20 protein-coding genes are annotated in these 26,360 nt (G+C 56.3%); 9 read left to right on the top strand and 11 right to left on the bottom strand.

Annotation, left to right across the window (positions count from 1 at the left end):
* Positions 1-5: 5 nt before the first annotated feature.
* Together N909_RS0108910 and N909_RS24545 are read right to left on the bottom strand one after the other, a co-directional pair.
* Positions 6-1,619, bottom strand: a complete 1,614-nt coding sequence (locus N909_RS0108910) for a glycerol-3-phosphate dehydrogenase/oxidase (RefSeq protein ID WP_029914205.1) — start codon at positions 1,617-1,619, stop codon at positions 6-8.
* Between the two features lie 475 nt (positions 1,620-2,094).
* The gene (locus N909_RS24545; RefSeq protein ID WP_051689630.1) at positions 2,095-2,670 is read right to left on the bottom strand and encodes a Spy/CpxP family protein refolding chaperone; all 576 of its coding nucleotides are present in this window, start codon (positions 2,668-2,670) and stop codon (positions 2,095-2,097) included.
* Positions 2,671-2,874: 204 nt separating this feature from the next.
* Between N909_RS24545 and N909_RS0108895 the strand changes: the two genes are divergently transcribed.
* Together N909_RS0108895 and N909_RS0108890 are read left to right on the top strand one after the other, a co-directional pair.
* Positions 2,875-3,579: a response regulator transcription factor gene (locus N909_RS0108895; protein WP_029914200.1), complete on the top strand. Its 705-nt coding sequence runs from the start codon at positions 2,875-2,877 to the stop codon at positions 3,577-3,579.
* Positions 3,579-4,946 (top strand): ATP-binding protein, encoded by a 1,368-nt coding sequence (locus tag N909_RS0108890; RefSeq protein WP_051689629.1) that lies wholly within the window; start codon positions 3,579-3,581, stop codon positions 4,944-4,946. Before N909_RS0108895 ends, N909_RS0108890 begins: the two co-directional genes overlap by 1 nt.
* Before the next feature lie 374 nt (positions 4,947-5,320).
* On the opposite strand, the gene cls is transcribed toward N909_RS0108890, so the two are convergent.
* From cls to nadA, 9 genes are all read right to left on the bottom strand, one after another.
* On the bottom strand, positions 5,321-6,736 hold the full coding sequence (cls, locus tag N909_RS0108880) for a cardiolipin synthase (protein WP_029914196.1): 1,416 nt from the start codon (positions 6,734-6,736) through the stop codon (positions 5,321-5,323).
* A 340-nt stretch (positions 6,737-7,076) separates the two neighbouring features.
* Positions 7,077-7,409, bottom strand: a complete 333-nt coding sequence (locus N909_RS25245; RefSeq protein ID WP_084167613.1) for a hypothetical protein — start codon at positions 7,407-7,409, stop codon at positions 7,077-7,079.
* Between the two features lie 261 nt (positions 7,410-7,670).
* Positions 7,671-8,072 carry a PEGA domain-containing protein gene (locus N909_RS0108870; protein ID WP_029914193.1) on the bottom strand — a complete coding sequence of 134 codons (402 nt, stop codon included), beginning with the start codon at positions 8,070-8,072 and terminating at the stop codon, positions 7,671-7,673.
* Between the two features lie 238 nt (positions 8,073-8,310).
* Positions 8,311-11,163: an excinuclease ABC subunit UvrA gene (gene uvrA, locus N909_RS0108865; RefSeq protein ID WP_051689628.1), complete on the bottom strand. Its 2,853-nt coding sequence runs from the start codon at positions 11,161-11,163 to the stop codon at positions 8,311-8,313.
* Between the two features lie 40 nt (positions 11,164-11,203).
* Complete coding sequence (pdxA, locus tag N909_RS0108860) at positions 11,204-12,199, bottom strand: 4-hydroxythreonine-4-phosphate dehydrogenase PdxA (RefSeq protein ID WP_029914189.1); 996 nt, start codon at positions 12,197-12,199, stop codon at positions 11,204-11,206.
* A gap of 137 nt (positions 12,200-12,336) precedes the next feature.
* The gene (locus tag N909_RS0108855; protein WP_029914187.1) at positions 12,337-13,284 is read right to left on the bottom strand and encodes a SurA N-terminal domain-containing protein; all 948 of its coding nucleotides are present in this window, start codon (positions 13,282-13,284) and stop codon (positions 12,337-12,339) included.
* Positions 13,285-13,302: 18 nt separating this feature from the next.
* Positions 13,303-14,256, bottom strand: a complete 954-nt coding sequence (locus tag N909_RS0108850; RefSeq protein WP_029914185.1) for a peptidyl-prolyl cis-trans isomerase — start codon at positions 14,254-14,256, stop codon at positions 13,303-13,305.
* Positions 14,257-14,303: 47 nt separating this feature from the next.
* A complete protein-coding gene (mfd, locus tag N909_RS0108845; RefSeq protein ID WP_051689627.1) occupies positions 14,304-17,792 on the bottom strand; it encodes a transcription-repair coupling factor in 3,489 nt (1,162 codons plus the stop codon).
* 78 nt (positions 17,793-17,870) lie between these two features.
* The gene (gene nadA, locus N909_RS0108840) at positions 17,871-18,788 is read right to left on the bottom strand and encodes a quinolinate synthase NadA (protein ID WP_029914181.1); all 918 of its coding nucleotides are present in this window, start codon (positions 18,786-18,788) and stop codon (positions 17,871-17,873) included.
* Positions 18,789-19,022: 234 nt separating this feature from the next.
* On the opposite strand from nadA, the gene tatB reads away from it, so the two are divergent.
* From tatB to N909_RS0108800, 7 genes are all read left to right on the top strand, one after another.
* The gene (gene tatB, locus N909_RS24540; RefSeq protein WP_051689626.1) at positions 19,023-19,388 is read left to right on the top strand and encodes a Sec-independent protein translocase protein TatB; all 366 of its coding nucleotides are present in this window, start codon (positions 19,023-19,025) and stop codon (positions 19,386-19,388) included.
* Complete coding sequence (tatC, locus tag N909_RS0108830; protein ID WP_029914177.1) at positions 19,381-20,154, top strand: twin-arginine translocase subunit TatC; 774 nt, start codon at positions 19,381-19,383, stop codon at positions 20,152-20,154. Before tatB ends, tatC begins: the two co-directional genes overlap by 8 nt.
* 225 nt (positions 20,155-20,379) lie before the next feature.
* Positions 20,380-21,858, top strand: a complete 1,479-nt coding sequence (locus N909_RS0108820; RefSeq protein ID WP_029914175.1) for a sensor histidine kinase — start codon at positions 20,380-20,382, stop codon at positions 21,856-21,858.
* On the top strand, positions 21,855-23,222 hold the full coding sequence (locus N909_RS0108815; protein ID WP_029914173.1) for a sigma-54-dependent transcriptional regulator: 1,368 nt from the start codon (positions 21,855-21,857) through the stop codon (positions 23,220-23,222). Before N909_RS0108820 ends, N909_RS0108815 begins: the two co-directional genes overlap by 4 nt.
* Before the next feature lie 353 nt (positions 23,223-23,575).
* On the top strand, positions 23,576-23,998 hold the full coding sequence (locus tag N909_RS0108810; RefSeq protein ID WP_051689625.1) for a response regulator: 423 nt from the start codon (positions 23,576-23,578) through the stop codon (positions 23,996-23,998).
* The gene (locus tag N909_RS0108805; protein ID WP_029914169.1) at positions 23,995-25,458 is read left to right on the top strand and encodes a DegQ family serine endoprotease; all 1,464 of its coding nucleotides are present in this window, start codon (positions 23,995-23,997) and stop codon (positions 25,456-25,458) included. Before N909_RS0108810 ends, N909_RS0108805 begins: the two co-directional genes overlap by 4 nt.
* Positions 25,459-25,664: 206 nt before the next feature.
* Positions 25,665-26,015 carry a LapA family protein gene (locus N909_RS0108800; protein WP_029914167.1) on the top strand — a complete coding sequence of 117 codons (351 nt, stop codon included), beginning with the start codon at positions 25,665-25,667 and terminating at the stop codon, positions 26,013-26,015.
* The last annotated feature ends 345 nt before the right edge of the window (positions 26,016-26,360 follow it).

The raw sequence follows: 26,360 nt of genomic DNA, 5'->3' as shown, positions 1-26,360 counted from the left end.
ATTTTTTAAATAGCGATATTCAGCCGTTCATTGACCAGGCGTTGTTCGGCCTCCTGGCGGGCGCTGTCCCAGCCCAGGGTTTCGGCCATCAGTTCGATGACCCGGGGGGCAACCTGTTCCGAGGCCGCTTTATCAATCAATGCCAACGGCAGGCGGCGAACCAGGACATCGATTGCATGCAGGGCAAATTCATGCTGCGCAGCATAGACGACCTCCGCCTCGATATAGGGATGGTCGGCATGCAGCCTGGCGGCGTAGCCGCTGGTTGCCAGTGCGGCAACCTGGTCGGCCTGGTCGCCGTAAAAGTGGTGCATGTTTTTAGCCACCGCCGGATCCAGGCCGTATTGGGCTGCCAGCTGTTGATCGCCGTTGGCCTTGAAGCCGGCGCCGCCGACCACAGGATATTGCGTGGTCCGACAGGGTCCGGCGTTGTTAAGGGCAAAGGCCTTGATCGCCTGATTGATGGTATCTTCCGCCATGCGGCGATAGCTGGTCCATTTGCCGCCGACAATGGTCAGCAGCCCGGTATCGCTTAAGGAAATAACATGGTCGCGGACCAGGTTCGAGGTATCGGCGGCCTTGGGGTCGGAGACCAGCGGGCGCAGGCCGGACCAGGCTGCTTTGACGTCTGACCTGGAAACCTTAAGCGCGAAATACTTGCTGACGTGGCGCAACAGGTAATCGATCTCTTTCTCTGTGGTCGGAGGGTGCTCGACGATTGGGGCCGGGTCGTCGGTGGTGCCGATCAGGGCATGCCCCTGCCAGGGCAGAACAAAGAGGACCCGACCGTCCTCCGTCTTGGGGATCATCAGTCCGGTTTCCGGTGGCGCAAATTTTTTGTCCAGAACCAGGTGGATGCCTGAACTGGCCGACATGATCGGTTCTGCCTGGGGATCGTCCATTGTGCGGAGCAGGTCGCCGAACGGGCCGGTTGCGTTGATGACACCTTTGGCCGAAATGGTCCATTCATCTTCAGTCAGCTTGTCTTTGACGCTGACGCCGGTGACCTTTCCCGCCACTTTTTGCAAGGCCGTGACTTCCAGGTGATTGGTGACAACGGCACCTGCGGCAACAGCTGTCTTGACCAGGGCTATGGCCATCCGGGCATCGTTGAATTGCCCGTCATAATAAAGGATGCCCGCCTTGAGTCCTTCTGCCTTAATGCCCGGGAAGCGCTTCAGGGTTTCCCGGCGACTCAGGTAGGAGCTTTTACCGAGGCTTAATTTGCCGGCAAGGAAATCGTACAGCTTCAGTCCGGCAAGAACCTGCGGAACATCGATCCATCTGTAGAGAGGGGTGACAAAGGGGAGCGGATGGGCCAGGTGCGGGGCATTTTTCAGCAGAATGCCGCGCTCGTGCAGGCCTTCCTTGACCAGGTCATACTGCTCTTTGTCCAAGTGCTTGACTGCTTTTTCGAGATAGCGGACCCCGCCATGAACGAGTTTGGTGCTGCGGCAACTGGTTCCTTCGGCGAAGTCGTTTCTTTCCAGCAGGGCGACTTTTAGTCCCCTGCTGGCTGCGTCAACGGCAATACCGCAGCCGGTTGCGCCGCCACCGACGATCAGCAGGTCAAAGGTTGTTCCGTCCCGAAGTTGCTCAAGGGCTTCTTGTCTCGACATAAGCACCTCACTTTTTTAGGCTTTAGAGGAGCGCAAAGCGGACGCGCTGGGAATAAATTAATGTTCGAAAACGATCATAATACGCTGTTAAAATGTTTGCAAGTGAAAAAGTTCTGGAATGTCAATCCAACCCGGCAACAGCGTTTCCTAGAGTTGTTTGCGAATACTGTTTTAGGTCGGCAACCCAAGAAGATTATGACCACAGCGGAAGGTTTGTATATTTTTCCTGAGAGACTGGAAATTGTGTTTTCGATTCTGTTGGGAGAGTAGCGAGATGTGCGTTTTTTTTCAAAATTGAACATCAGCCCCGGTGCTGTTCTTGGCAACCTCTTGGTCGCCGGTGCCACCGGAAGGGCTGGTTTTCGATGAGGGACAAACAACACGGAGGCCACAGTGGCCTCCGTGCTCAGCTTTGCTGCCCAGGTCCGATTTGAATTTGGACGGGTTGGTTGTTTTAGAACTGGGAGCCGCTCATTCAGCTTCTGCAGCCGGGACCACAGGGACGCATCATAGCTCCGCCGGACCGGCCCGGGCCGTCACAAGACCGGCCGCCCTGCCTGCCGAAGAATCCCCAGCCCATTTCCTTGAGCTGGTCAGCCTTTACCCGCTGCTCCGGAGTCAGAATTGAAGAGACGGCCTGCTGCATTTTGGCCCGTTGAACCATCATTTCGGTTCTTAAATCAGCTTGCTTCTGCGCGATAGCCCGGAATTCGGCCTCATTGAATGTGTCTGCGGACCGATAGCTGTTCATTTCAGCGCGGCCGGCCAGCATCTTGTCACGGAGCGCCTGGTGGGCTTTCCACTGCTGGTCGAAAAGATCGGCAAGCTGTTGTTTCTGGTCGGCAGTCAGGTCCAGCACGACTGCCATGCGCTCAAGGCGTTGGCTGGCCCGCTGCTGGTGTTGCTCGTAGGTCATCGGAGCACCCATGCCAGCCCCTCTTGCCCCCGGGCCGGAGCAATTGCGGCCGTACCCGCCGCCCCAGGCAAAAGCTGACCCGGCGGTGAAAAGCAAAGCCATCAACAGGGTTGGTATCATCAACTGTTTCTTCATTGTGTGGTCTCCTTATGTTGGATGTTGGAGTGATTTCCGAATTGCTGATGGTGCAACTTTAACTCAACCTATCTGAAGTGTGGGTTAAGAGCTGTAAAGATATGTTAAGTTAGAAAAATCATGAAAACAGAGGCACTTAACAAATTTTTACATCAGCGCTGTCGCGTTTTCAGTATATTGATCGGAAGACCAAAAGGAGATCCTATGAAAGATATACTGGTGATTGATGATGACCTGGAATTGTGCGAACTGCTGACCGATTATTTGCAGGGCGAAGGGTTTTCCGTGTCTACTGTCAATCATGGGGTGACAGGTGCCGCGGAAGCTCTTGATGAAAGTCATGAGCTGGTTGTCCTCGATGTGATGTTACCGGGCCTGAATGGCTTCGACGTACTCCGAAAGATTCGTGAGCAGAGCAGGATTCCGGTGATTATGTTAACCGCCCGCGGCGATGATATCGATCGTATCGTCGGCCTTGAACTCGGGGCCGACGACTATTTACCGAAACCTTTTAATCCACGCGAACTGGTTGCACGCATCCGTGCCATTCAACGCCGCACTGAGCAATTGGAGCCGGCCGGAGCCAGGAAAACAACCGAGCTGAAGGTCGGGGATGTGGTGTTCAATGCGACCAGTAGAACGGTGAAACGAGGCGGGGAAAACATCGAATTGACCTCGGTCGAGTTCAATCTGCTGGAGGAACTGCTGGCCAATGCCGGGGACGTGATCAGCAGGGAGGATCTGGTGCAGAAGGTCCTGGGACGCCGCCTCTCCGCTTATGATCGCAGCATTGATGTGCATGTCAGCGCCTTGCGCAAAAAGCTGGGTCATTCCAGCGGCGGTAGTGAGCGCATCCGCACGGTGCGGGGAATCGGTTATATCTATTGTCGGCCGGAGAATGACGCCTGATGCGCAGCCTGTTCTGGAAGATTTTCCTTTATTTTCTGCTGATCATCGTGCTGGTCTCCGGGGTGGTTGTGGTCTTGACCTTTTTGCGCGACCAGGAGTTTCCGCCCTTGGCTCATCAGGGGTTTGCCCGGCGCGCGATTACCGATTACGGCCTGGACGCCATCAAGGTTTACGAACAGTCCGGGGTTGACCAGCTCGATCAATATGTCGATCGGCTGGCGGACAGTTCAGGGATCAGGCTGGTCCTGTTTGATCAGACTGGCCGCGCCCTGACCAAACGGATGGTGCCGCGGCGGATGCTGCGGATGGCGCAGCGGGCCATGCGCAGCGGGGAAATCGTTTTGCCGATGATGGGCGCGCACAACGGTTTGGCCGGAACCGTGGTTGCGCCCTCGGGAGCGACTTATGTGGTGTCTGTCAGCCTGCCGGAGCGGCCGCGGCCGAGGGACCTGGTGCGCGGGGTAACGCATGGCTTTCTGGGCTGGCAATTACTTTTATTATTGGCGGTAACAGCACTGGTTTGTTATGTGCTTGCCCGCTCCCTGACTTCCCCCATTGGACAACTGCGCTCGGCAACCCGGCGCTTCGCAGCCGGGGACCTGTCGACCCGGATCGGCAGTAAAATCGCCGGCGGCAATGAATTGGCCGGACTGGCGCGTGATTTTGACGAGATGGCGGAGAAAATAGAGGTGTTGGTCGGCTCCCAGCAGCGCCTGCTTCGCGATATTTCCCATGAACTGCGCTCGCCGCTGGCCCGGCTCGGTATCGCGCTGGAACTGGCCAGGCAGCATGAACATGGAGAGCCGCGCCGGAAAGCCCTGGATCGCATTGAGCTGGAGTCGGAGCGGATGAACGATATGATCGGTCAGTTGCTCAGTCTGACGCGTCTGGAAAGCCACCGCAGTGTCGTGCCCATGGAGCCGTTCGATCTTGCCGATCTTCTCGCGCGGTTGGTCAAGGATGCTGACTTCGAAGCGGCCAGCCGCAATTGTCATGTGCTGTTCAATGGTCCCGAGCAGTGCCAGCTGACCGGTTCAGAAGAGCTGCTCGCCCAGGCGTTTGAAAATATGATTCGCAATGCCGTGAAATATACCGCCGACGGCAGCGAAGTTCAGGTGACGTTGCGAGTTCACCAGCATGAGCTGATTGTGCAGGTCGCCGACCGTGGCCCGGGAGTTCCGGAAGAAAGCCTGACCAAAATATTTGCTCCCTTCTACCGGGTTGCTGACGATCGCGACCGTAAAAGCGGGGGCACCGGCATCGGCCTGGCCATTGCCCAACGCGCGGTGCATCTGCATCGTGGTTCGATTGCTGCCAGCAACCGGCCCGGTGGTGGGTTGCTGATTGAAGTTCGCCTTAATATTTAAATATATATATCTTGATTGAATGCCGGTGGCTGCGCTAAGATGGCGCAAACATATCAATGGAGCTCGTTATGGACTGGCTATATCTCATCGGAATCATCGTCGCCTGGTATGTATTGAACCGCTGGATTCTCCCGCGGCTGGGGATACAGACATGAATGGCGGACAGTTGTCAGCTTCCGCGTGACGGGAGCAAAAAAACAGGCTCAACGGAACAATCCGAGAAAAAATAATCACCCCAAAAAAGCTTCAGGGATCTCTGGATTCCTGAAGCTTTTTTGCTCCTTTTCTTGCGCCTTTCGACCGTGGCGGACTTCCTTTAAAACCACCACCTGAACAAATCCGGCAGATGACCAGGCCGGGCCAACTGCTGGTAATTACAGATAAGGTGAAAAGAGTTTGCAGAACGAATCGCGCAACCGCAACGGCAGGGAGCGCTGGTCCACTTCTTCCAGGGAAATTTCGCGGGAATTGCTGCGAGCCCGGTCAAAATGGCCGATTAGCTCAGCAACCGTCGGATGATCGAATATTTCAACATTGAATTCAAAGTTAAGCCGCAAACTGCGCGGATCCAGGTTGGCGGAGCCGACCAGGGCATATTCATCGTCGACCAGCAGCAGTTTGCTGTGCACGAAAGGCGGCGGCTGAAAGAAGATGTGGGTATTCAATTCCAGCAGTTCGAACAGATAGGCACTGGAAGCCCAGGCCACATAAGGCAGGTTATTTTTTTCCGGCAACAGGATGTCGACCCGCACGCCGCGCAGGGAGGCTGCATTGATGGCGGCCAACTGGGCACGATTGGGGATGAAGTAGGGGGTCATGATGCGGATATGACTTTTGGCGCAGGACATAGCGCCGATCAACAGCCAGTTCAGTTTTTCGTGCTGTTCATTGGGGCCGGCGCTGATGCCGCGGCAGCAGGCCGATCCGACCACTGGCGATGACGGCCAATCGCGCGGTTTCCGTTTGGAGCCGGTGGCAAAGTGCCAGTCTTCCATGAACGCATCGCGCAATTGGGCGCAGACCGGTCCTTCCAGCTGGAAATGAATGTCGATGACCCGCCGCGGATCCGAGTTATTGGCCAGGTGCTTTTGGCGGATGTTCATCCCCCCGGTAAAGCTTACGGTATGATCGACAACCAGCAGCTTCCGATGGTTTCTTAAATTGAAGTACAGACTTTGCGGCAGGGTCAGCGGCAGAAAAACCGCGGTCTGTACTTTAGTGTTTTTAAAATGGCGGCGAATTTTGCCGAAGGAATAGAGTTCTCCGTAGGCATCGATGAGCACGCGGACATCAAGGCCGCGTTCAGCAGCTGCGGTCAGGGCGGTTGCGAATTGCAGGCCGACAGCGTCGGGTTTGATGATGTAGCTGGAGAGGAAGACCGAATCTTTGGCGGCGTTGATGGCTGCCAGCATGGCCGGATAGGCCTGTTCGCCATTGTGCAGAACGGTAACTTTATTGCCGTACAGCAACGGCCGGCGGGTGACGGAATCGGACAGGGTGATCAGGGCCTGGCTGGTGCTGCTGGTTGGGAACTGTTTGAGATCGGCCGGGTGGGGCGGTTGATTGACATGCAGCCAATGCATCCCCTGCCCTTGTTCCTGCAATTCGCGAGCTCGGGTGCGGATGCGATTGACGCCTAGCAACAAATAAAGCAGAGCGCCGACACCAGGTAACGCCAGGCAGGTAATGATCCAGCCGAGAGCTGCACGCGGATCGCGTTTGCTCAGTAACGCGTGTCCGGCCGCGAGCAGAGAGATCATCCAGAGGATGGTCAGCAGTAACGGCAGCATGGGCCTCCCGGTGCATTGGCGGACTGTTGTGAACAGTCTCAAGGGCTCATCATTGAGCCACTCATTGCAATGGAAAAATCATTCCCGAAACCGATCCGGTTGTGAAAATACAGCCGCTTGAGTCCATGGGCAAAGGAGCAGGCTCAATAAACCTGCTCCGGCGGGATCGGATTCCCGTTGCGGCCGGTCTGAATAAACGGATTCAGTGACCGGCGAAGCAACATGAAAGGTCCAGAAAGATTATCAGGTTTGTCTCTTTCTGTCTATCAAGCTGTTGAAAAAGTAGGTGTTTTTACTGATCTCCGGCTGGGCGGTCAGAGGCGCAGCCGGAGATGAAGGATCAGCGTAAGGAGGTTCCGCAACGGGGGCAGGTTAGGACGGTATTGGTGGAGACTTTTTCACCGCAGGTCGGACAATTGAACCAGTGGCGGCAAAAGCGGCACTGTTGTTCGGAGAGACCCTGCTTTTTCTTACATTTCGGACAGCGACGGTACATCTTTCTGCTTTTCAGATAATCTTCGAAAAAAAGGCCGCAGCGCGGACATTCAGTGGCACCAGGCTTGACCGTCGCTTCGCAACCGGGCAACGGGCATTTAAGGACTGTTTTGCAGCTGTTGCACCAGTACTCACCTTTGAGGGGTTCTCCACACTGTGGACATTTTTTGATAGCCATCGTTGACTCCATGAATCGATTCTGGTCGATGTCGGTTCGATACAGGTTTCTATCATAGTCGACAAAAATCGGATTGCCAAGAGCCAACCGGGAACGAGGACATTATCAGCCTGTCAACTTTGCCGGCAGGCTGATAATGCAAAGGTTGTGCGGGGGTGAAAAGATGAAGAGGCCTGAGCGGGAGCAGTCGGTATTTCACCAAACAAAAAAGCTGCCCGGGCGGGACAGCTTTTTTGTTTGGTAACTCCAGATGTTTGCTGCTTACTGCTCCAGTTTAGCGGTCAACTGCGGCGTTTCACGCTTCATGACGAACAGGTAGCTTTCTTTGAGCTTTTTGGTGAACAGGGTTCCCAGCCACAGCGGGCTCCAGACCACGCCGGCCATGAGCCAGCGCTTCAGCGCCCCGGTATCGGTCTTATCCGCCGTAATGGTCAGATCGATTTCCTCATAGCCCTGGTGAGAAATCGAGACCTGGTGTTGCTTCCCACTGCTTAATTTATAGTCATAGTAGAGCGGGGTCTGGCCGACGGCCTGGCCGTTGATCATGACAATCGCTCCGGGTGGTTCGGACTGAATCAGGGCCTGTTGCGAAGCGCATGCGCTCAGAAAGACCAACAACAGGATCATGGCGACACATTTACTTATCATTTTATAACTTTTCATTTGCTGCTCCAGCTACGCAACTTCTAAAAAACTGTACTGGAAACTGTTGAGTTTAACTTCTTGGTCATTGTTAATCTGCAATGCCTGTGCCCTTAATCGCCGGTCTCCGCGATTATCTGGCCGGAGCAGGAAAAAAAATTATAAATGATTTGATTCAGCGCAGATAACTTTCCTTCATGAACTGCCCGCATCTTATCGACGCGTTGGCGGCAAGGGTTAAATTTCTAATTCAGCGACATTATTTGTCAGCCTGTGCAGATTTTGCGTATTGTCCGACTTCGCTGCTCAGATAAGGGCTCAAGAACTGTCCGGTATGGGATTCGGCACAGGCGGCGACCTCCTCGGGGGTTCCGCTGGCCACAATCAGGCCACCGTTGCGGCCGCCCTCCGGACCCAGGTCGATGACATAGTCGGCGGTCTTGATGACGTCGAGATTGTGTTCGATGACCACCACGGTATTGCCGGTTTCAACCAGCCGGTTCAAAACCTCCAGCAGTTTGTGGATATCCGCGAAATGCAGTCCCGTAGTCGGCTCGTCAAGGATGTAGATGGTCTTGCCGGTTGCGCGTTTGCCCAGCTCCCGCGCCAGCTTAACCCGCTGGGCCTCGCCGCCGGAGAGGGTGGTGGCACTTTGGCCCAACTTGATGTAGCCGAGGCCGACGTCACGGATGGTCTCCAGCTTATTGCTGATTTTCGGGATGTTCTCCAGGAAGTGGCTGGCCTGATTGACCGTCATGTCGAGCACTTCGGCAATGCTTTTGCCTTTGTACTTGACCTCCAGGGTTTCCCGGTTGTAGCGGGCGCCTTTGCAGACTTCACATTGGACATAAACATCGGGCAGGAAGTGCATTTCGATCTTAATGATCCCGTCGCCGCTGCAGGCTTCGCAGCGGCCGCCTTTGACATTAAAGGAGAAGCGGCCCGGTTTGTAGCCGCGGATTTTTGCCTCGGGCAGCTGCGCGAACAGTTCACGGATGTCGGTGAATACCCCGGTATAGGTGGCCGGATTGGAGCGGGGAGTTCGGCCGATGGGGGACTGGTCGATATCAATGACCTTGTCGAGCTGCTCGAGCCCGCGGATATCCTTGACCGGACCGGACTTGTCGCGGGCGCGGTGCAGGCGCTGGGCAAGGGCCTTGTACAGGGTTTCGATCACCAGGGACGATTTGCCCGAGCCGGAAACCCCGGTAAAGCAGGTCAGCACGCCGAGGGGAATTTTAACATCGATATCGCGCAGGTTATTGGCTCGGGCGCCGATAACCTCCAGCCAGCGGTCGGTGCCGCGGCGTAACTCGGGCACCGGGATCTGTCGCTGCCCGGAAAGGTATTCCCCGGTCAGCGAACCGGGCACGGCCATCACTTCTTCCGGGGTGCCCTGGGCGACCACTTCGCCGCCGTGGACCCCAGCGGCGGGGCCCATGTCGATAACATGGTCGGCCGCACCGATGGTCTCCTCGTCATGTTCAACCACCAGCACGGTATTACCTAGATCGCGCAGCCGTTTCAGGGTCATCAGCAGGCGCTGATTGTCACGCTGATGCAGGCCGATAGACGGTTCGTCCAGGATATAGAGCACCCCGGTCAATGAAGAGCCGATCTGGGTGGCCAACCTGATCCGCTGTCCTTCACCACCGCTCAAGGTGCCGGCACTGCGGTCCAGGGTCAGATAGTCCAGGCCGACATGGGACAGAAAGGAGAGCCGTTCGCGGATTTCCTTGAGAATCCGCCGGGCGATCTCCATGGCCTTCGGGGGCAGTTCCAGGCCTTTGAAAAAAGTTTCCGCTTCAGCAATGGACAGGGCGGTCACCTGCTGGATGTTTTGCTCGCCAATGGTGACATGGAGGGCTTCCGGCCGCAGCCGGGCGCCATTACAGGTCTGGCAGGGAATCACGCTCATAAAGCGTTCAAGATTCTCGCGGACGCTGTCCGAATCCGTTTCATGATAGCGCCGCTCCAGGTTGGGAATGACCCCTTCAAAGGGTTTTTCATAAAAATGGCGGCGGTCACCCTGGTCGTAGAAGAAGCGCACGTTCTCTTCCCCGGAGCCGTAGAGGATGATCTGCTGAATCGGTTCCGGAATTTTGCCGAAGGGGGTGCGGATATCGAACTGATAATGACTGGCCAATGCTTCGAGCAGGGCCTGATAATAATAACCGGTGCGGGTATCCCAGGGGATGACCGCGCCTTCGCGCAGAGAAAGCTCCGGATTGGGGACGACCTGTTCGCGATCGAAAAACATTCGCGTCCCCAGGCCGCTGCAGTCAGGGCAGGCACCATGGGGATTGTTGAAGGAAAACATCCGCGGGGTGATCTCCGGGTAAGACAGGCCACATTCGATACAGGCGTGCTTGGCGGAAAACAAGCGGCTCTCCCCGTCCGGAATCTCGATCCGAACCAGACCGTCGGCCAGCCGCAAGGCGGTTTCAATGGAATCGGCCAGGCGGGTTTGGATATCCGCTTTCATCACCAACCGGTCGACAACGACTTCAAGGCTGTGTTTCTTCTGCTTGTCCAGCTCGATTTTATCGCCGAGCTCGTGCATGACGCCGTCGATGCGGATGCGGACAAAGCCGTCCGCCTGCAGCTGGGCGAGCTCCTTGCGGTATTCCCCCTTGCGTTCACGGACGATGGGCGCCATGACCATGAGTCGGGTCTTGTCCGGCAGCTGCAGAATCTGGTCAACCATCTGTTCAACGGTCTGGGGCTTGATTTTTTGACCGCAGCGATGGCACAGAATCTCACCGACGCGGGCGTAGAGCAGGCGCAAGTAATCGTAGATTTCGGTGACCGTGCCGACCGTGGAGCGGGGGTTCTTGGAGGTGGTTTTCTGCTCAATGGAAATGGCCGGGGACAGTCCGTCGATCTGATCGACATCCGGCTTCTCCATTTGCTCAAGAAATTGGCGCGCGTAGGCGGACAGGCTTTCGACATAGCGGCGCTGTCCCTCGGCATAAATGGTATCAAACGCCAGGGTACTTTTCCCCGAGCCGGAAACGCCGGTAATGACGACCAGCTGATCGCGGGGAATGTCAATATCGATATTCTTCAGATTGTGCTCGCGGGCACCGCGGATTTGGATTTTGTCGATCATAGCAAACCAGGGTTCAGAGGAAGAGAAAGAGTCATAGTGTTCAGCGATTAAGGGCCATATGGTCCGCCATCTTTAATGCGGCAACCAGGCTGGCGATACTGGCCTTGCCCTGCCCGGCCAGGTTGTAGGCCGTGCCGTGGTCCACGCTGGTCCTGACAATGGGCAGGCCCAGCGTGACGTTGACGGCGTCATCGAAGTGAAGCAGTTTCAGGGGGATGAGCCCCTGATCGTGATACATGCAGATGACCGCATCATGGCTGCCGCGGGCGGCAAAGTGGAACAGGGTATCGGCACTGTGCGGGCCGTCGGCAATAATTCCTTCGGCTTGTGCCGCGGCAATGGCTGGAGCGATCAGTCGGGTTTCTTCGCCGCCGAACAGCCCACCCTCTCCGGCATGGGGATTGAGGGCCAAAACGGCCAGGCGCGGTTTGGCGACGGCGAATTGTTTCTCCAGACTGGTCGCGGTAATGCGGATGGTCTGCAGGATTTCGGCCTGGCTCAGGGCCGCCGGAACATCGGCGTAAGCGAGGTGCGTGGTGACCAGGCAGACCTTCAGTTGCGGTCCGGCCAGCATCATGACCACCTTGTCGACACCGCAACGTTCGGCCAACAGTTCGGTATGGCCGGGAAAATGACAGCCGCTGGCATTGATGGCGGCTTTATTGATCGGGCAGGTCACGATCCCGGCAGCCTCGTTGTTCAGGCAGCCAGCGATGGCCCGTTCGACATAATCCGCCATGGCTTTGCCACAGGCCAGGTTCGGGTGGCCGTAAATCAGTTCCCGCGGGCTGAGCTGTGAAACGCTCCGCACCTGCAGTCTCTGGCTACCCAGGTCGAGCTGGAACAGGTCCTCGGCAAGCTGCCGGATGACGGGCTGCAGGCCGAAAACAGCGGCGGCCTTGTTAAGAACAGCGATATCGCCGACCGCGCAGACCGGGTGCTGCAGATCGGCAAAATGTCCGGCGAGGAGTGTTTTTATGATCAGTTCGGGGCCGACCCCGGTCGGGTCACCCATGGTCAGGAGCAATGGTTGCATGTTTTCTTCCGCTTCAGGATAAAAATCGGCAATAGACCACTATAACGGAAGCGGCAATCCGGAGACAAGCTCCAGCGGGAAAAGGACCCCCGTCCGCCAGCCTGGGCAGACGGGGGCGAAAACCGGGTGGTGTCCGTTCAAATGCGGATGTCGATGTGAGCTTTATCGTAAATTTCCTGTTCCCATTCCTGGTAGCGCGCTTCGGCTTTCTGTTGCCTGAGCGTGTCCTCGATTTTATCTTTGACCCGGTCAAACAGATGGCTATCCCCGGGATTGCGGTCAGCGATCACAAACAAGTGCAGTTTGCCGTTAAGCTGGACCGGTTCGCTGATTTGTCCCGCAGTCAGACCGGCAAGAATCTTCTGCAGTGGTTCGGCCAAATCTTTTTCCACCACTTCGCCCATGTCCATACCGCTGGCGATATCGGCCTGGCCGGCCACGACCTTGTCAAAATCTTCCCCGTCCAGCAGCAGCTGGCGGGTCAACTCTGCCTGCTTCTGCAATTTCTCAAGGTCCTGTTGACTGGCGCCAGCCGGAATCGGGTAGGCGATATCCTTGACATGAACTTTGGGCTGGACCCGGTAGTCATCGATATGTTCCCGAAAATAATCACGCACTTCGCCACTGGTGACGAGAACCTTGTGGTTGACTTCACGCCCCATCAATTTATAGCGTAACAGCTCCTTGGTGATTTTTTGTCGGTAGCTGGCCATGGTCATCCCCTGGGCGGCCAGCGCCTGCTGTAGAGCCTCCTCGGTGAGGTTGTTTTTGCGGCGGACATCATCAATGGCAGCGCTCAGCTCTGCTTCGGAGACCTGCAGGTCGAGTTCTTTGATGCGCTGGTCGACAAGTTTATCCCCGATCAGTTTATGCAGGGTTTTTGCTTTGAGCTGATCAAATTGGGCGGAGGTCAGCCGGTTCTGGTCAGGGATATTCGCCAGTGCTTCTTTCAGGGCCTGATCCAGTTGGTAACTGGTGATGATTTCATCATTGACCACGGCGGCAACTTTGGTGAGGGTCTTGGCGGAGACCGGCAAAGCGCAGAGCCCGAAGATCAGCAAAATGAAAAGCACGCGTTTATTCATCTCATAAGTCCTTTAAGGTTAAAGATTCTTGTCTGTCTGGGGCGGGTCGAGCAGGTTCCAGTTGACTTTGACCCGGACGGTCGAGCGCAGCTTTTCGAGCCACTGGCGGAACACGTCTTCTTCTTTTTGCCGGACCAGCATGGCCGTGATCTCGTCCTTGACCGCGGCAAACGGGCGCAGCCCGGCGGCCCGCCGGCTTTCGACCAGAAACAGGTGAATGCCGTAAGGGCTTTCGACTGGCTTGCTGACCTGGCCGACCGGTAAGCGGAACAGGACCTGATCGAATTCCCTGGGCAGGGTTCCTTGGGAGAAATAGCCGAGTTCCCCCCCGGATTCATGGTCCGGAGACAGCGAATACTGTTCGGCCAGTTTGGCAAAATCGCCGCCATCATCGAGCATGCTCAAAACGTCGAGTGCATCCTCGCGGGTTTTAAACAGCATCTGCCGGGCGCGGATCTCGACCGGACGTCGATAATCCTCCTTATGGGCCAGATAATACGCCTCGGCCTCCTGGTCCGCAACCTTCACCTGGTCAGCCAGAATCGCCGTACTGACTTTGGCGGTGATCAGCCGCAATTTCAGTGCGGCCAGCCAGCTGTCGAGGGTTTTTCCTTCCTGACGGATGAGCTCATTGAACTCATCCTGACTGTAGCTGCCGCGGACTTCGTTCAGGGCGGCGTCCATTTCGTCAGGGGATATTTTGACATCAAGGCGGGCGGCTTCACCCAAAATCAGTTCTCGATCGATCAACTGATGGACCAGCTGTTTTTTGAGAAGAAACTGTTCCTTGAGTGGCAGTCCCGAGATATCGGGATAAGCCAGGGCCATTTCACGCTCAAACTGCTCCAGACTCAATTGTCGTGCTCCAACCTCGATCAGGGGGGGCGATGGCGGTTGTGGTTTTTCACAGGCCGGCAGCCCGCCGAGCAGGATCAGGGTCAGGATGCCGAACAGACACTTGAGCAGAGTCATCAAACTGATAAGCCTTTAGAAAAAAACAGAAAACGACGCTATCACAGTCAGAAAAATTCTTGCAATTCTTTTTTTACGGCCAGCAGCAGTTCCGGGCTTTTCAACCGACCAAGCTCAATGCTGAGTTTAAAATCGGCGCCCAAGCGGTATTTAGCCGGTTGTTCCAGGATCAGCTTACGAATCAGCTCCGGGGACACGGTTGTGGCTGAATGGAACTGCAGGTTGAGTCTTTTCCCATCGTATTCGAGCAGCTCAATATACAGCTTTTTCAGGCGGATTCGCAATTGCATGACCGCGACCAGGGTTTCCCCTGCCGCCGGCAGCTCCCCATAGCGATCCCGCATCTCTTCAATGAGGTCGAACAGCTGTTCGTCATCTTCGGCCGCGGCCATGCGCTGGTAAAACTGCAGCCGCTGGTTGGGATCGGGCAGGTATTTTTCCGGCAGGAAGGCCGACAGGCCGAGTCTGATCTCCGGATCGATGCGATCCTGGTGGGCAATCCCGCGCAGTCGGGCGATGGTCTCTTCCAGCAGCTCGGTGTAGAGTTCGAAGCCGATAGCCGCGATGGGGCCGGACTGCTTGCCACCGAGCAGGTCGCCGGCACCGCGTAGTTCCAGGTCGTGACTGGCGATCCGAAAGCCGGCACCGAGTTCGGTCAGCTCCTGCAGAACCCGCAGCCGCTCCCGCGCATCCCGGGTCAGGGCCGCTTCTCCCGGGATCAGCAGATAGGCATAGGCCCGGCGGTCGCTGCGGCCGACCCGGCCACGCAGTTGATAGAGCTGGGAAAGCCCGAAGCAGTCGGCCCGGTTGACAATAATGGTATTGGCCCGGGGGATATCCAGGCCGTTCTCGATAATGGTCGAAGCGACCAGCAGGTTGCTGCGTCCTTCGATGAAGTCGAGCATGACCTGTTCCAGCTCTTTTTCTGCCATCTGGCCGTGGCCGACGGCGACCTTGGCCTCCGGCACCAGCTGGCGTAACTGATCGGCCATGGCGGCAATGGTTTGGACCCGATTGTGGACGAAATAGACCTGCCCGCCGCGTTTCAGCTCACGGAGGATCGCCTGGCGGATCAACTCGTCATCGAAGCGGGTGACATAGGTGCGGATGGCGAGCCGGTCGACGGGTGCGGTCTCAATGACCGACAGGTCGCGCAGCCCGGTCATGCTCATATGCAGGGTGCGGGGGATCGGTGTTGCGGTCAGGGTCAGAATATCGACTTCAGCGCGCAGCTGTTTGAGTTTTTCTTTGTGGCTGACGCCGAAGCGCTGTTCTTCATCGACAATCAGCAGGCCCAGGTCCTTGAAGCGGACATCCCGCTGCAGCAGGCGATGGGTGCCGATCAAAATATCGACCTGGCCGGCTGCTGCCGCCTCCAGAGTCTTGCGATTTTCCGCGCTGGAGCGAAACCGGGAAACCATCTCGACCCGGATCGGGAAGTCAGCCAGCCGCTGGCGGAAACTTTCCCAATGCTGGCGGGCCAGAATCGTGGTCGGGACCAGGACTGCAACCTGCTTGTTATCCAGCACCGCCTTAACCGCTGCGCGCAGGGCGACTTCGGTTTTCCCGTAGCCGACATCGCCGCAGATCAGCCGATCCATCGGTTTGGCGGATTGCATGTCGCTGAGGGTATCATTGATGGCCTGCAACTGGTCGACGGTCTCCTCATGGGGAAAGGTCGCCTCGAATTCCTGAAATAGCTGATCCGGCGGCGAAAATGCAAACCCCTGGCGCAGTTCCCGTTTGGCATAGAGTTCGAGCAGCTGGCGGGCCAGTTCTTCCACCGCGGCGCGGGCCTTGATGCGGGCTTTTTCCCAGCCCTGCCCGCCCATTTTGTCAAGTTTGGGGGTGTAGCCTTCGCCGCCGATATATTTTTGGATTTTTTCGATGCGGTCAATCGGCAGGTAAAGCTTGTCATTGCCGGCATACTGCAGGTGCAGGAAATCGCCTTCGATGGTGCCGGTCACCAAGTGCGACAGGCCCAGGTAGCGGCCGATGCCGTGATCGGTATGGACGATAAAATCGCCTTCCTTCAACTCGGCCAGGCTGGCCATCAGCTGTCGGGCGCGCTGTTGACCGGATTTCTGGCGGCGATGGCTGCGGCGGCCGAAGATCTCTTCTTCGCAGATGATGTTGAGCTTGTCATTGACCAGCAAAAAGCCGCTGCTGACCTGGCCCACGGTCAACCCGATCTCCCCGGCGGCAATATCCGCCAGGCGCTGGTTGAGGTTGATGGTCAGCTCAATGTCGTGGCCGAGAAGCAACTGCCGCAGTCGCTCGGCCTGGCTGCGCTGATAGCAGACCAGCAGTGTTTTTAAGCCCTGCTGTGTATTTCGGTGGAGTAGCTCCAGGAGCGGTTCCAGACCGTCCTTGTCGCCCTGCGGCTTGGCCCGCAGGGTGCCGTTGCCATGACAGTTGAACTGATAGCGCTGCCTTTCATCTTCGAGCTGCAGCACCTGCAACTGGGAAAATTCAAGGCGGCCGTAGCTATGCAGGAACGGTTTGACCTCATCCGGTTCAAGGTAAAGGTCCTGACGGCGGACATGGATCAGCCCCTGCTCGCGCATCCGGGACTCGCCATCACGGATCTCTCGATGGAACCGGTCGATAGCCTGTTCAACCGCCGGTGGATCGATGAGCACAACGCGTTGTTGGGGCAGGTAATCGGCCAGGGAATCGAGCGCGGCAAAATTGAGCGGCAGGAGAAACGAACGCCCCGGTGCCAGGATGCCTTCGCGCAGCTCGGTCATGATCGCTTCCCGCTCGCTGCGCGGGATCGCCAGTTCGTCGCAGCGCAATTTGAGATTCTGGGCGAAAGTCTCCAGGAACGCACCGTGGAGGATCATTTCCCGGGCCGGGATCAACTCCAGCCTGGTGATGGGTGCGGCTTCGGTCCGCTGAGTGAGCGGGTCAAACGGACGCATCCGTTCGATGAAGTCGCCATAGAAATCAAGGCGCACCGGTTGCGCCGCATCCGGCGGAAACAGATCGATAATGTCGCCGCGGACAGCAAAGCTACCGCGTTCCTCAACCAGCGGGACCGGTTGATAGCCGAGTTGCAGGAAGGTCTCCAGCAGCGATTCCCGCTCATACTCCTCTTCGCAGAGCAACTGCAGGGAAATGCTGTCCAGAATCTGTCTGGGGATGACTTTCTGCAGCAAGGAGCGGACCGGGACAACCAGGGCTTTGAGCCGGTTTGTGGAGATGGCGGCCAAAGCCGCAATGCGGTTGGCCTCCAGTTCGGGGTGGGGCGACAGCGGGTCGTAGGGATTTACCTCCCAGTGTGGCAGCAGGGCAATCTGGGTCGGCCGGGAGGAAAAAAAGCGCAGTTCGTCAACCAGTTGCCGCGCCTGTTCCTGCTCACTGCAGAGGATGATCAGCGGTCGGTCGGCCTCCGGGAGCAGACGGGCCAGCAAATAGGCTGTGGCCGAACCGTGTAAACCAAGAACTTCCAGGGTTTGCGGGTTCTGGCGGATACCGTCAAGCAGGCTGTTGGCGGTGGCTTGACGAATATCCGACTGATTTTCGGGGTCCATGAATCGATCCATGTTTAAAAACTAAAGGGCGTGCCCCTGGCACGCCCTTGGAATTGGTTGCTTCAGCGTCAAGCAAAGTTAATCACGCGGAGCGGCCAGCATTCGGTCCAGACTGCCCTGCGCTTTGGCCCTGATCGGCTCAGATACGGTAATCCGCGGTTCCATTTTCTGCAGACACTCCAGAACATCTTCAAGAGAGGTCAGCTTCATGTTGGGGCAGATCAGTGACCGGCTCGGTAGAATGAATTCCTTGTCCGGATTTTCCTTCTTCAAGCGCCAGAGAATCCCGTTTTCGGTACCGACGATAAACTTTTTGGCCGGATTGTTCCGGGCGAATTCGTACATGCCGCTGGTGGAGCAGATGTGATCGGCCAACTCCAGAATGTCCGGCCGACATTCCGGGTGAGCCATGAACAGGGCATCCGGGTGTTCGCCTTTGATCCGCACGATCTCCTCGGTCTTCAGCCGGTCATGGGTCGGGCAATAGCCTTCCCAGATAATGCACTCCTTATCCGGCACATGGGCAGCGATGTAGCGCCCCAGGTTACGATCAGGAACCAGCAGCAGCTTGGCGGCCGACTGAGCCCTGGCAACGCTGATGGCGTTGGAGCTGGTACAGCAGACATCACTTTCCGCTTTGACCGCGGCCGACGAATTCACATAGGTGACGACGGTCGCATCGGGGTGCTGTTGTTTCAGTTCGTGTAGCCCCTCAGCCGTGACCATGTCGGCCATCGGACAACCGGCGTCCGGGCGCGGCAAAAGAATGGTTTTTCCCGGGGCCAGGATGGCAGCGCTTTCGGCCATGAAATGGACCCCGCAAAAAACAATAACCGTTTTGTCGGTTTTAGCTGCTGCCATTGAGAGGGCCAGGGAGTCACCGGTAATGTCGGCGATTTCCTGTATTTCATCACGTTGATAGTTATGCGCAATCAGCAGGGCGTCACGTTCTTCGGCCAGCTGTCTGATCTGCTGCTTCAATTCATTTTGGGTCATAGCGAGGGTCTCACCTTGTCTCCAAATAAAGGGAAGAAATGAAGCCCGGATGGTAGACCAAACCCCCTGATATGTCAATCTTTTGCCCCCTGTTCTGGGCGCTTGACAGGGCTTTGGTTAGGGGCTATTCTCGGCCCAACGAAGTGGGGTTGCGCTTGTTCGATGAGCTTTTGCATGCACTTGGGCTGCAATCACAGCAATTCCCAGTTGCAATAAAACGAGAGGAAAAACCAGATGTTCGGAATCGGGATGACGGAAATGATGCTCATTGCCGCGCTGGCGTTGATTGTCATCGGTCCGAAAAAATTACCGGATTTGGCGCGCTCACTCGGGCGTGGCTTTGCTGAATTTAAAAGAGCGACCAATGAGTTGAAAACAACCTTTGAAACGGAAATGAACGCCGAAGAGAAACGCCACCAGAAAACCACCCTCTCTCCGGAAGAGCAGACGGAGTATGTTGCCGCTGCGGAATCAACTCGGCTGGGTGTGATCGATCAGGAGCCCGCTGCCCCGACCGGCGATGTGGTCGACACGGACCGGGAACAAGCTGCTCCGGCAGCGACTGTTGAGGCAGACGAGGAGCACAAGCCGCATGTCTGAGGGAATGGCCCTGACCGACCATTTGGTTGAATTACGAAAACGCCTGGTGATCTCCGCCGTGGCCTGGCTGGTCGCTTTTCTGGCTTGCTACAGTTATGGGGAAAGGCTTTTTGAACTGATTGCTGCACCGGTTCGGCGAGCTTTGCCGGAGGGCAGTTCCCTGGTTTTTATCAATGCCACCGAGCCTTTCTTTACGATTTTGAAGGTCTCCGCCTTGGCCGGCCTGGTGGTTGCGTTTCCCGTTATCATCTGGCAAGTCTGGAGTTTTGTCGCTCCGGGGCTGTATGCCCATGAAAAGCGTTTTGTGATTCCCTTTGTGCTGTTCAGCTCGCTTTGTTTCGGCTGTGGGACCTATTTCGGGTTCACTTTGGTTTTCCCGATGATTTTCACTTTCCTGGTCACTTATGGAACCAGTGTCGGCGGGATTCAGGCGATGTTGTCCATGGGCGCTTACCTGACCCTGGCGACGCGCCTGCTCATTGCTTTCGGATTGGTCTTTGAACTGCCGATTGTGATTTTTTTCCTGGCCCGGATGGGGATCGTCGATCATAAGTGGTTGGCCAAGAATCGTAAGTATGCCTTGTTAGTGGCATTTATTGTCGGCGCGGTACTGACCCCGCCAGACGTTTTTTCTCAAGCCTCTATTGCCCTTCCGTTCATCGTCCTTTACGAAATCGGCATTATTGTCGCCCGCCTGTTCGGGAAAAAGAAGGTCGTCGCCGAAGATGATGAAGATGAGGATGTTGCAGAGAACGACCCTGCCTGAGCGGTTGCAGGCCCGACCCGAACTGACTGCCCGGTACCGGTGAACAGTGGTGGGGCGGTCCTGCAACGTTTTCTCTTTTCCCGCCCGGGAACATCGCTACGGAGAATCACTGCTGGTGCGACGGCCGCGGCTATTGCCAATCGGGCGCTATGCGCTGCTTGACAAGCCGGCGCTCGCCAGCCAAGATGGGACGTTGATTGATTCTTCAGCGATGACGAAAAATTAATGCGCCTGACCATCAAAATTACATTCGCGGTTCTGCTCGGCGTGGCCCTGATTTTTTCCACCTACAGTTACTTCTCGATCCAGCGCGAGCGTGAACAGCTGAAAAAAAATCTCAGCCGCGAAGCGCGCCATATCGGCGAAGGGCTGCGGGTCTATGTGACCGAACTCTGGCAACAGAAGGGGGAAGAGGCTGCGATCGATTTTTTGCAGCGGGCCAACCAGGCTTATTCCCAGGTGTTGGTGCGCTGGGTCTGGATTCAAGGGAATCCGCCGCCGCAATATCAGCCGCGCGTGCCGACGGATCAGCTGGATGATCTACTGGACGAAAAGACCGTTGCGCTGCTCGCGGGCTCCCCGGACGGGCGGGACTTTCTGCTGACTTACCTGCCGGTGGTGACCAAGGAAGGCCGCATCGGCGCTATCGAGCTGTCCGAATCCATGGACGAAATGCATGACTATGTGCAGGAGAGCTTGCGTCGATCGGCGTTGGTCATTGGGGCTTCGATTGCTTCCGGACTGTTGTTCATGGGGGTGCTGGGGAGTATCTGGATCGATCGGCCGATGCGTAAGCTGCGGGCCCAGGCGGAACGGATCGGCACCGGCGATTTTACCACCAGTGTCAATCTCTCCGGGAGGGATGAACTCTCTGAGCTGTCCAGCACCATCGAAAAGATGCGCGGACAACTGGCTGAGGCCCGCGAAGCAGAACAGTTGGCCAATGCGGAAAAGATCGAGGCCCTGGAAAAGTTGCGTCATACGGAGCGACTGGCGACCCTCGGTCAATTGTCGGCGGGAATGGCTCATGAACTGGGGACACCCCTCAATGTTATCGCCGGTCGTGCCCAGCTGATCCGCAGTTCGGGTATGGAGGCCGAGGATATTGACCGCTCGGCCCGGATCATTGGCGAACAGGCGGAGCGCATGACCGTGATCATGCGCCAATTACTCAGTTTTGCCCGGCGCGGAGAATCGCGCAAACAGACCGTCGAACTTAACAATCTGCTGGGGACAATCAAACCCTTGCTTGAGCCAACTGCGCATAAGAAGAAAGTTGCCCTGCGGGTGGTGGAAGCCGACCAGCCGGTCCAGGTCCATGCCGATCCAGGTCAATTGCAGCAGGTGCTGCTCAATCTGGCGCTGAATGGTATCCAGGCCATGCCCGATGGCGGCGATATCCTGTTGAGCTGTTTCGTCGCCCTCGGCGTTGAGCCCCCGGAAAACCAGCGTGCCAAGGGGCAGGACTGGGCATGTCTGGAGGTCAGAGACGACGGGGTCGGTATCGACGAGGAGACCTTGCGGAAGATTTTCGATCCATTTTTTACCACCAAGGATATCGGTCAGGGGACCGGTTTGGGCCTCTCCATTGCCTACGGGATCGTCGAAGAACACGGCGGCTGGATCGATGTTGACAGCACGCCAGGAAGCGGCAGCTGCTTCAAGGTTTATCTGCCCCGATTATCAGCAGCGGATGCGGTATGACAGATCATAGCCCGGCTGGAAAAATCCTTGTCATAGACGATGACCGCGCACTCTGCGAGCTGCTTGAAGAAGATCTCAGCCGGCGTGGTCATCAGGTCTGGACCGCGTTGGAGGTCGGCGTGGCGCGTGCTCTTGTCCACGAACAGGAGATCGATGTGGTGCTGACCGACCTGAATATGCCAGGGGTCAACGGGATCGACTTCTGTGCCGAACTGCACAGTAATCGTCCCGATCTGCCGGTAGTCATCATGACCGCTTTTGGCAGTCTGGAGACAGCCACCGCTGCGTTACGCGCCGGAGCCTACGATTTTGTCACCAAGCCGGTCGATCTTGATCTGCTCAGCATTTCGTTGGGGCGCGCCCTGCAACATCGCTATCTGCAGGAACGGGTCCGGCTGCTCAAGGATCAGGTGCGCCGGCAGCAGGCGGATGACGAACTGCTGGGGGAAAGTCCGGCCCTGAATACCATCAAGCAACAGATTATCCGTATTGCCGATCTTGATACCTCGGTCTTGATCAGCGGGGAAAGCGGCACCGGCAAGGAACTGGTTGCGAGAGCGTTACATCGGCAGAGCCGCCGCAGTGACGGACCCTTTGTCGCGATCAACTGTGCCGCGTTGCCGGAAAACCTTCTCGAAAGCGAATTGTTCGGTCATGTCCGCGGCGCTTTCACCGATGCCCGGGAAGGTCGTAAGGGGCTGTTCGTGGAAGCCTCCGGCGGCACCCTGCTGTTGGATGAAATCGGTGAGATGCCGCTGGCGCTCCAACCCAAATTATTGCGGGTGCTGGAAGATCATAAAGTTCGGCCGCTGGGCGGCAGCAACGAGATCGATTGTGATGTCCGCGTGCTGGCGGCCAGCCATCGCGACCTGAGCGAAGCCGTGGCCCGGGGCAGTTTCCGCAACGATCTGTTTTACCGGCTCAATGTCATTCAGCTCGAATTACCCCCCCTGCGTGAGCGCGGCAACGATATCCTGCTGCTGGCGCACAGCTTTATTCAGGATCTCGGCAAGCGCTTTAATAAATCCGTTACCGGGTTGGCGCAACCTGCCGCCGCCTGCCTGCTCGCCTATGATTGGCCCGGCAATATCCGCGAATTACGAAATGTTGTTGAACGCGCCCTGGCTTTGACCCTGCATGACCGGATCACGGTGGAAGATCTGCCCGAGCAGATCCGTCATCCGGGCGGAAGCACTCCGTTGCCTCCTAGTCTGGTCGAAGCCGGAAATATCCTGCCTTTGGAAGAGATGGAACGGCGCTATATTCATCAGGTCCTGGAACAGCTCGACGGTAATCGCACGCTGGCTGCCCGGCTACTGGGGGTGGATCGTAAAACCCTCTATCGCAAACTGAAGGAAGACTGAGCGTTCCCCGAGGTCAGGGCCATAAGCCATCGCCTTCCGCCTTATATTATTGTTTGTTGAAGTCATATCCTGCAGCTTTTTCCCCTTGCCAGTCCCATAAGCCCAAAAACCAACACTGCCCTTTGTTTGCCCGGCCATGGGTTCAAGGGCCGGAGTTCCCCGCGGCTGATTTTTTCAGGTGCCACGGCACACTCCAGAAGAGGGCCAGCCTGGGGCAAAATGCCCCGCCGTGGATTTATGCCCCGCTCTTCTGACCTCCAGAGGCCGATTTTCAGGCGTTAAATTTTGGCATGTAGATTGCTAAGAATAAGAACGTCAGAAACAACACAGGAATTTTATTCCGGAGATGACAGATGGAAGCAATCCACCTTGATGATCGACCCCACATCCTGCTGGCAGAAGATGACCCTGAATTACGGGAACTGCTCAGGTTTGTGCTGGTGCGTGCCGGTTATCGGGTGACGGTCTGTGGCAACGGTTTGCAGCTGTTGGAACAGCTTGAATGGGCTGAAGAATACGACCTGGTGATCAGTGATGTACGTATGCCCGCCTTCACCGGGCTGGAAGTATTGGAAAGTCAGTTAGACAATCCTGTTCGTCCGCCGTTCATCTGCATGACTGCTTTTGGGGACGATCTAACCTACGAATGTGCCAGAAAGCTGGGTGCTACGGCGACCATTGACAAGCCTTTTGACCTGGACAGAATCATTGCTTTGGCCCATACCGTTTGTCTCCGGAAAGAAAAGAAAAATCTGTCTTTAAGGAGTCAAAAATGAGAGTGAACAAGCGTCTGTTTTATGTCCTCACGGTGTGCCTGTTGACGGTCGCTTTGAATGTCGGGTCGTTTATCGTGCCGGCTTCCGCCCAGGACACTGGAATCCAGAATCTGAAAGAGACCGGCAAGGCCTTCCGCAGTGTTGCCAAGCAGGTTTCTCCGGCCGTGGTTTTTATTCAGGTGGAAACAGAAGTACAGCAAGCGGCGAACAACCCGTTTGAAGGCACCCCCTTCGGGGATGAATTCTTCCGGCGCTTTTTCGGCCAGGTTCCGCAGCAACAGCAACAAGCACCGCAGCAGCAGTTACCGAAGCGTCATGCAACCGCCCAGGGTTCCGGTTTTCTGATCTCTGCCGACGGTTACATTATGACCAATAACCATGTGGTCGCTAATGCCGATAAGGTTACGGTGCAGCTGCTTGACGGCCGCGATTTCGATGCCAAGATCATTGGCACCGATCCGGCTACGGATATCGCGCTGATTAAAATCACCGCCAAGGAAAAGCTGCCCTTCCTGAAGCTTGGCGATTCCGACAAGTTGGAAGTCGGTGACTGGGTGCTGGCCTTCGGCAACCCCTTCGGACTGTCTCACACCCTGACTGCAGGGATCGTCAGTGCCAAAGGGCGTAGCGGCATCGGCCTGAGCGACTATGAAAACTTCATCCAGACCGACGCAGCCATCAACCCGGGGAACTCCGGTGGCCCGCTGGTTAATCTGGATGGCGAAGTGGTCGGAATGAACTCCGCGATTTTTACCCGGAGCGGCGGCTACATGGGAATCGGTTTTGCTATTCCGATCAATATGGTCAAAAACGTTCGTGATCAGTTGATCGAACACGGTACGGTCCAGCGCGGCCGCCTGGGGGTCTACATTCAGGACCTGACCAAAGAGCTGGCTGATTCTTTCGGTATCGACCAGCGCGAGGGGATTCTGGTTTCCCAGGTCATGGCTGATTCTCCGGCAGCGAAAGCCGGCCTGAAACAAGGTGATGTGATTCTTGCGCTGAACGGGGACAAGGTCGACAAAGTCTCCAACTTCCGTAATAAAATCGCCTTCACCAGCCCCGGCACCAAGGTCAACCTGCTGGTTCTGCGGGATGGTAAAAAAGAAACCATCGTTGCTGAAATTGGCACACTGGAAACCGATCAGCAGGGGCATGCCGTCAGTGCCGATGCATTACCCAAGCTGGGAATGACGCTGCAGGGTTTAACGCCGGAACTGGCTGATCAACTTGGTTATCAGAATGCCAGTGGAGTGGTTGTCACCGCAGTCGAGTCGGGTTCCATTGCCGCCCAGGCCGGGATCAAGCGTGGCGACCTGATTGAAGAAGTCAATCGGACCCAGGTCAAAACTCCGGCCCAGGTCAAACAACTGATCAAGGACAGCAACAAGAAAACCGTCCTGCTGCTGGTGCGGCAGGGAGATGCCAGCCGCTATCTCGCTCTTAAGCTGGCCGATTAAACCAACCGAGGCAGCCCGGCGTAATGCTCAGCGCCGGGCGCCCTTAACATAGATTTTGAACGTTACCTCCTACGTTCATATTAGGGGAATCAGCAGGGTTCCCCTTTTTTTTTACATTTATCCGTCAGGGGTGTATGGTTTATTGCAACTTCAGGCGGTTGTTTCATATCGATCTAACATTTTTAAGCTTTTGGTAGGGAGAAACAATGAAAGGAAAACTTATTGCCGGTCTTGTTCTGCTGGTTCCGGTGTTGATATTCGCGGTCCAGAACAGCGCTCCGATTACCGTCACTTTTCTGCAGTGGGAATTCGCCGTCCCCCTGGCCCTGCTGGTTTACGCCAGCCTGGTCATCGGGATCGTCCTGGGAGTTCTCTTCTCCTATGTCGGCCGGGTGCGCAAAAACCGTAAGGAAAAGCGCAAGCAGCAGGAAGCAATGGATCTGCCAAAAAAGGCTGAGCAGAATAGCACCATGCCAACTCCTTCGGCCAATGGGATCAGTGCCACGGTTGATGCCTCAACCTCCTTTCCGGAGGAGGAAAAGAACGCATCCAAGTAATTTCAAGCCTAATAGGGTGCGGAGTTTATCCGCGTTCGATTTGTCGATTGATCTTCCCCCTGGGAAAGCTGTCCAACAAAAAAGGATAGAACCTCTCAGGGGGATTTCCACATAAATCAGGGCAGAAATTTTTACGATTTGCTTGCAAGCCAAAAATGAACTGCTAGTCTTAATAACGTGTGACTGAGGGGGAAAATGGGGGCCACGCGGTTTTTACGTTTTCATTGAATAACCATTCTTTTTTCTGGCGATCTTTTCGTTGGATATCTCACAATTAAATATTTCTCCCTCTCTAAATGGCAAATAGCGGCTTGGACAGTTCTGTCCTGGCCAAAGAAACATCAA

The organism is Pelobacter seleniigenes DSM 18267 (assembly GCF_000711225.1).
GTDB lineage: Bacteria > Desulfobacterota > Desulfuromonadia > Desulfuromonadales > Geopsychrobacteraceae > Seleniibacterium > Seleniibacterium seleniigenes.
The sequence above is the reverse complement of the archived record's forward strand: the minus strand, read 5'-3'. Positions and strand labels throughout refer to the sequence as shown.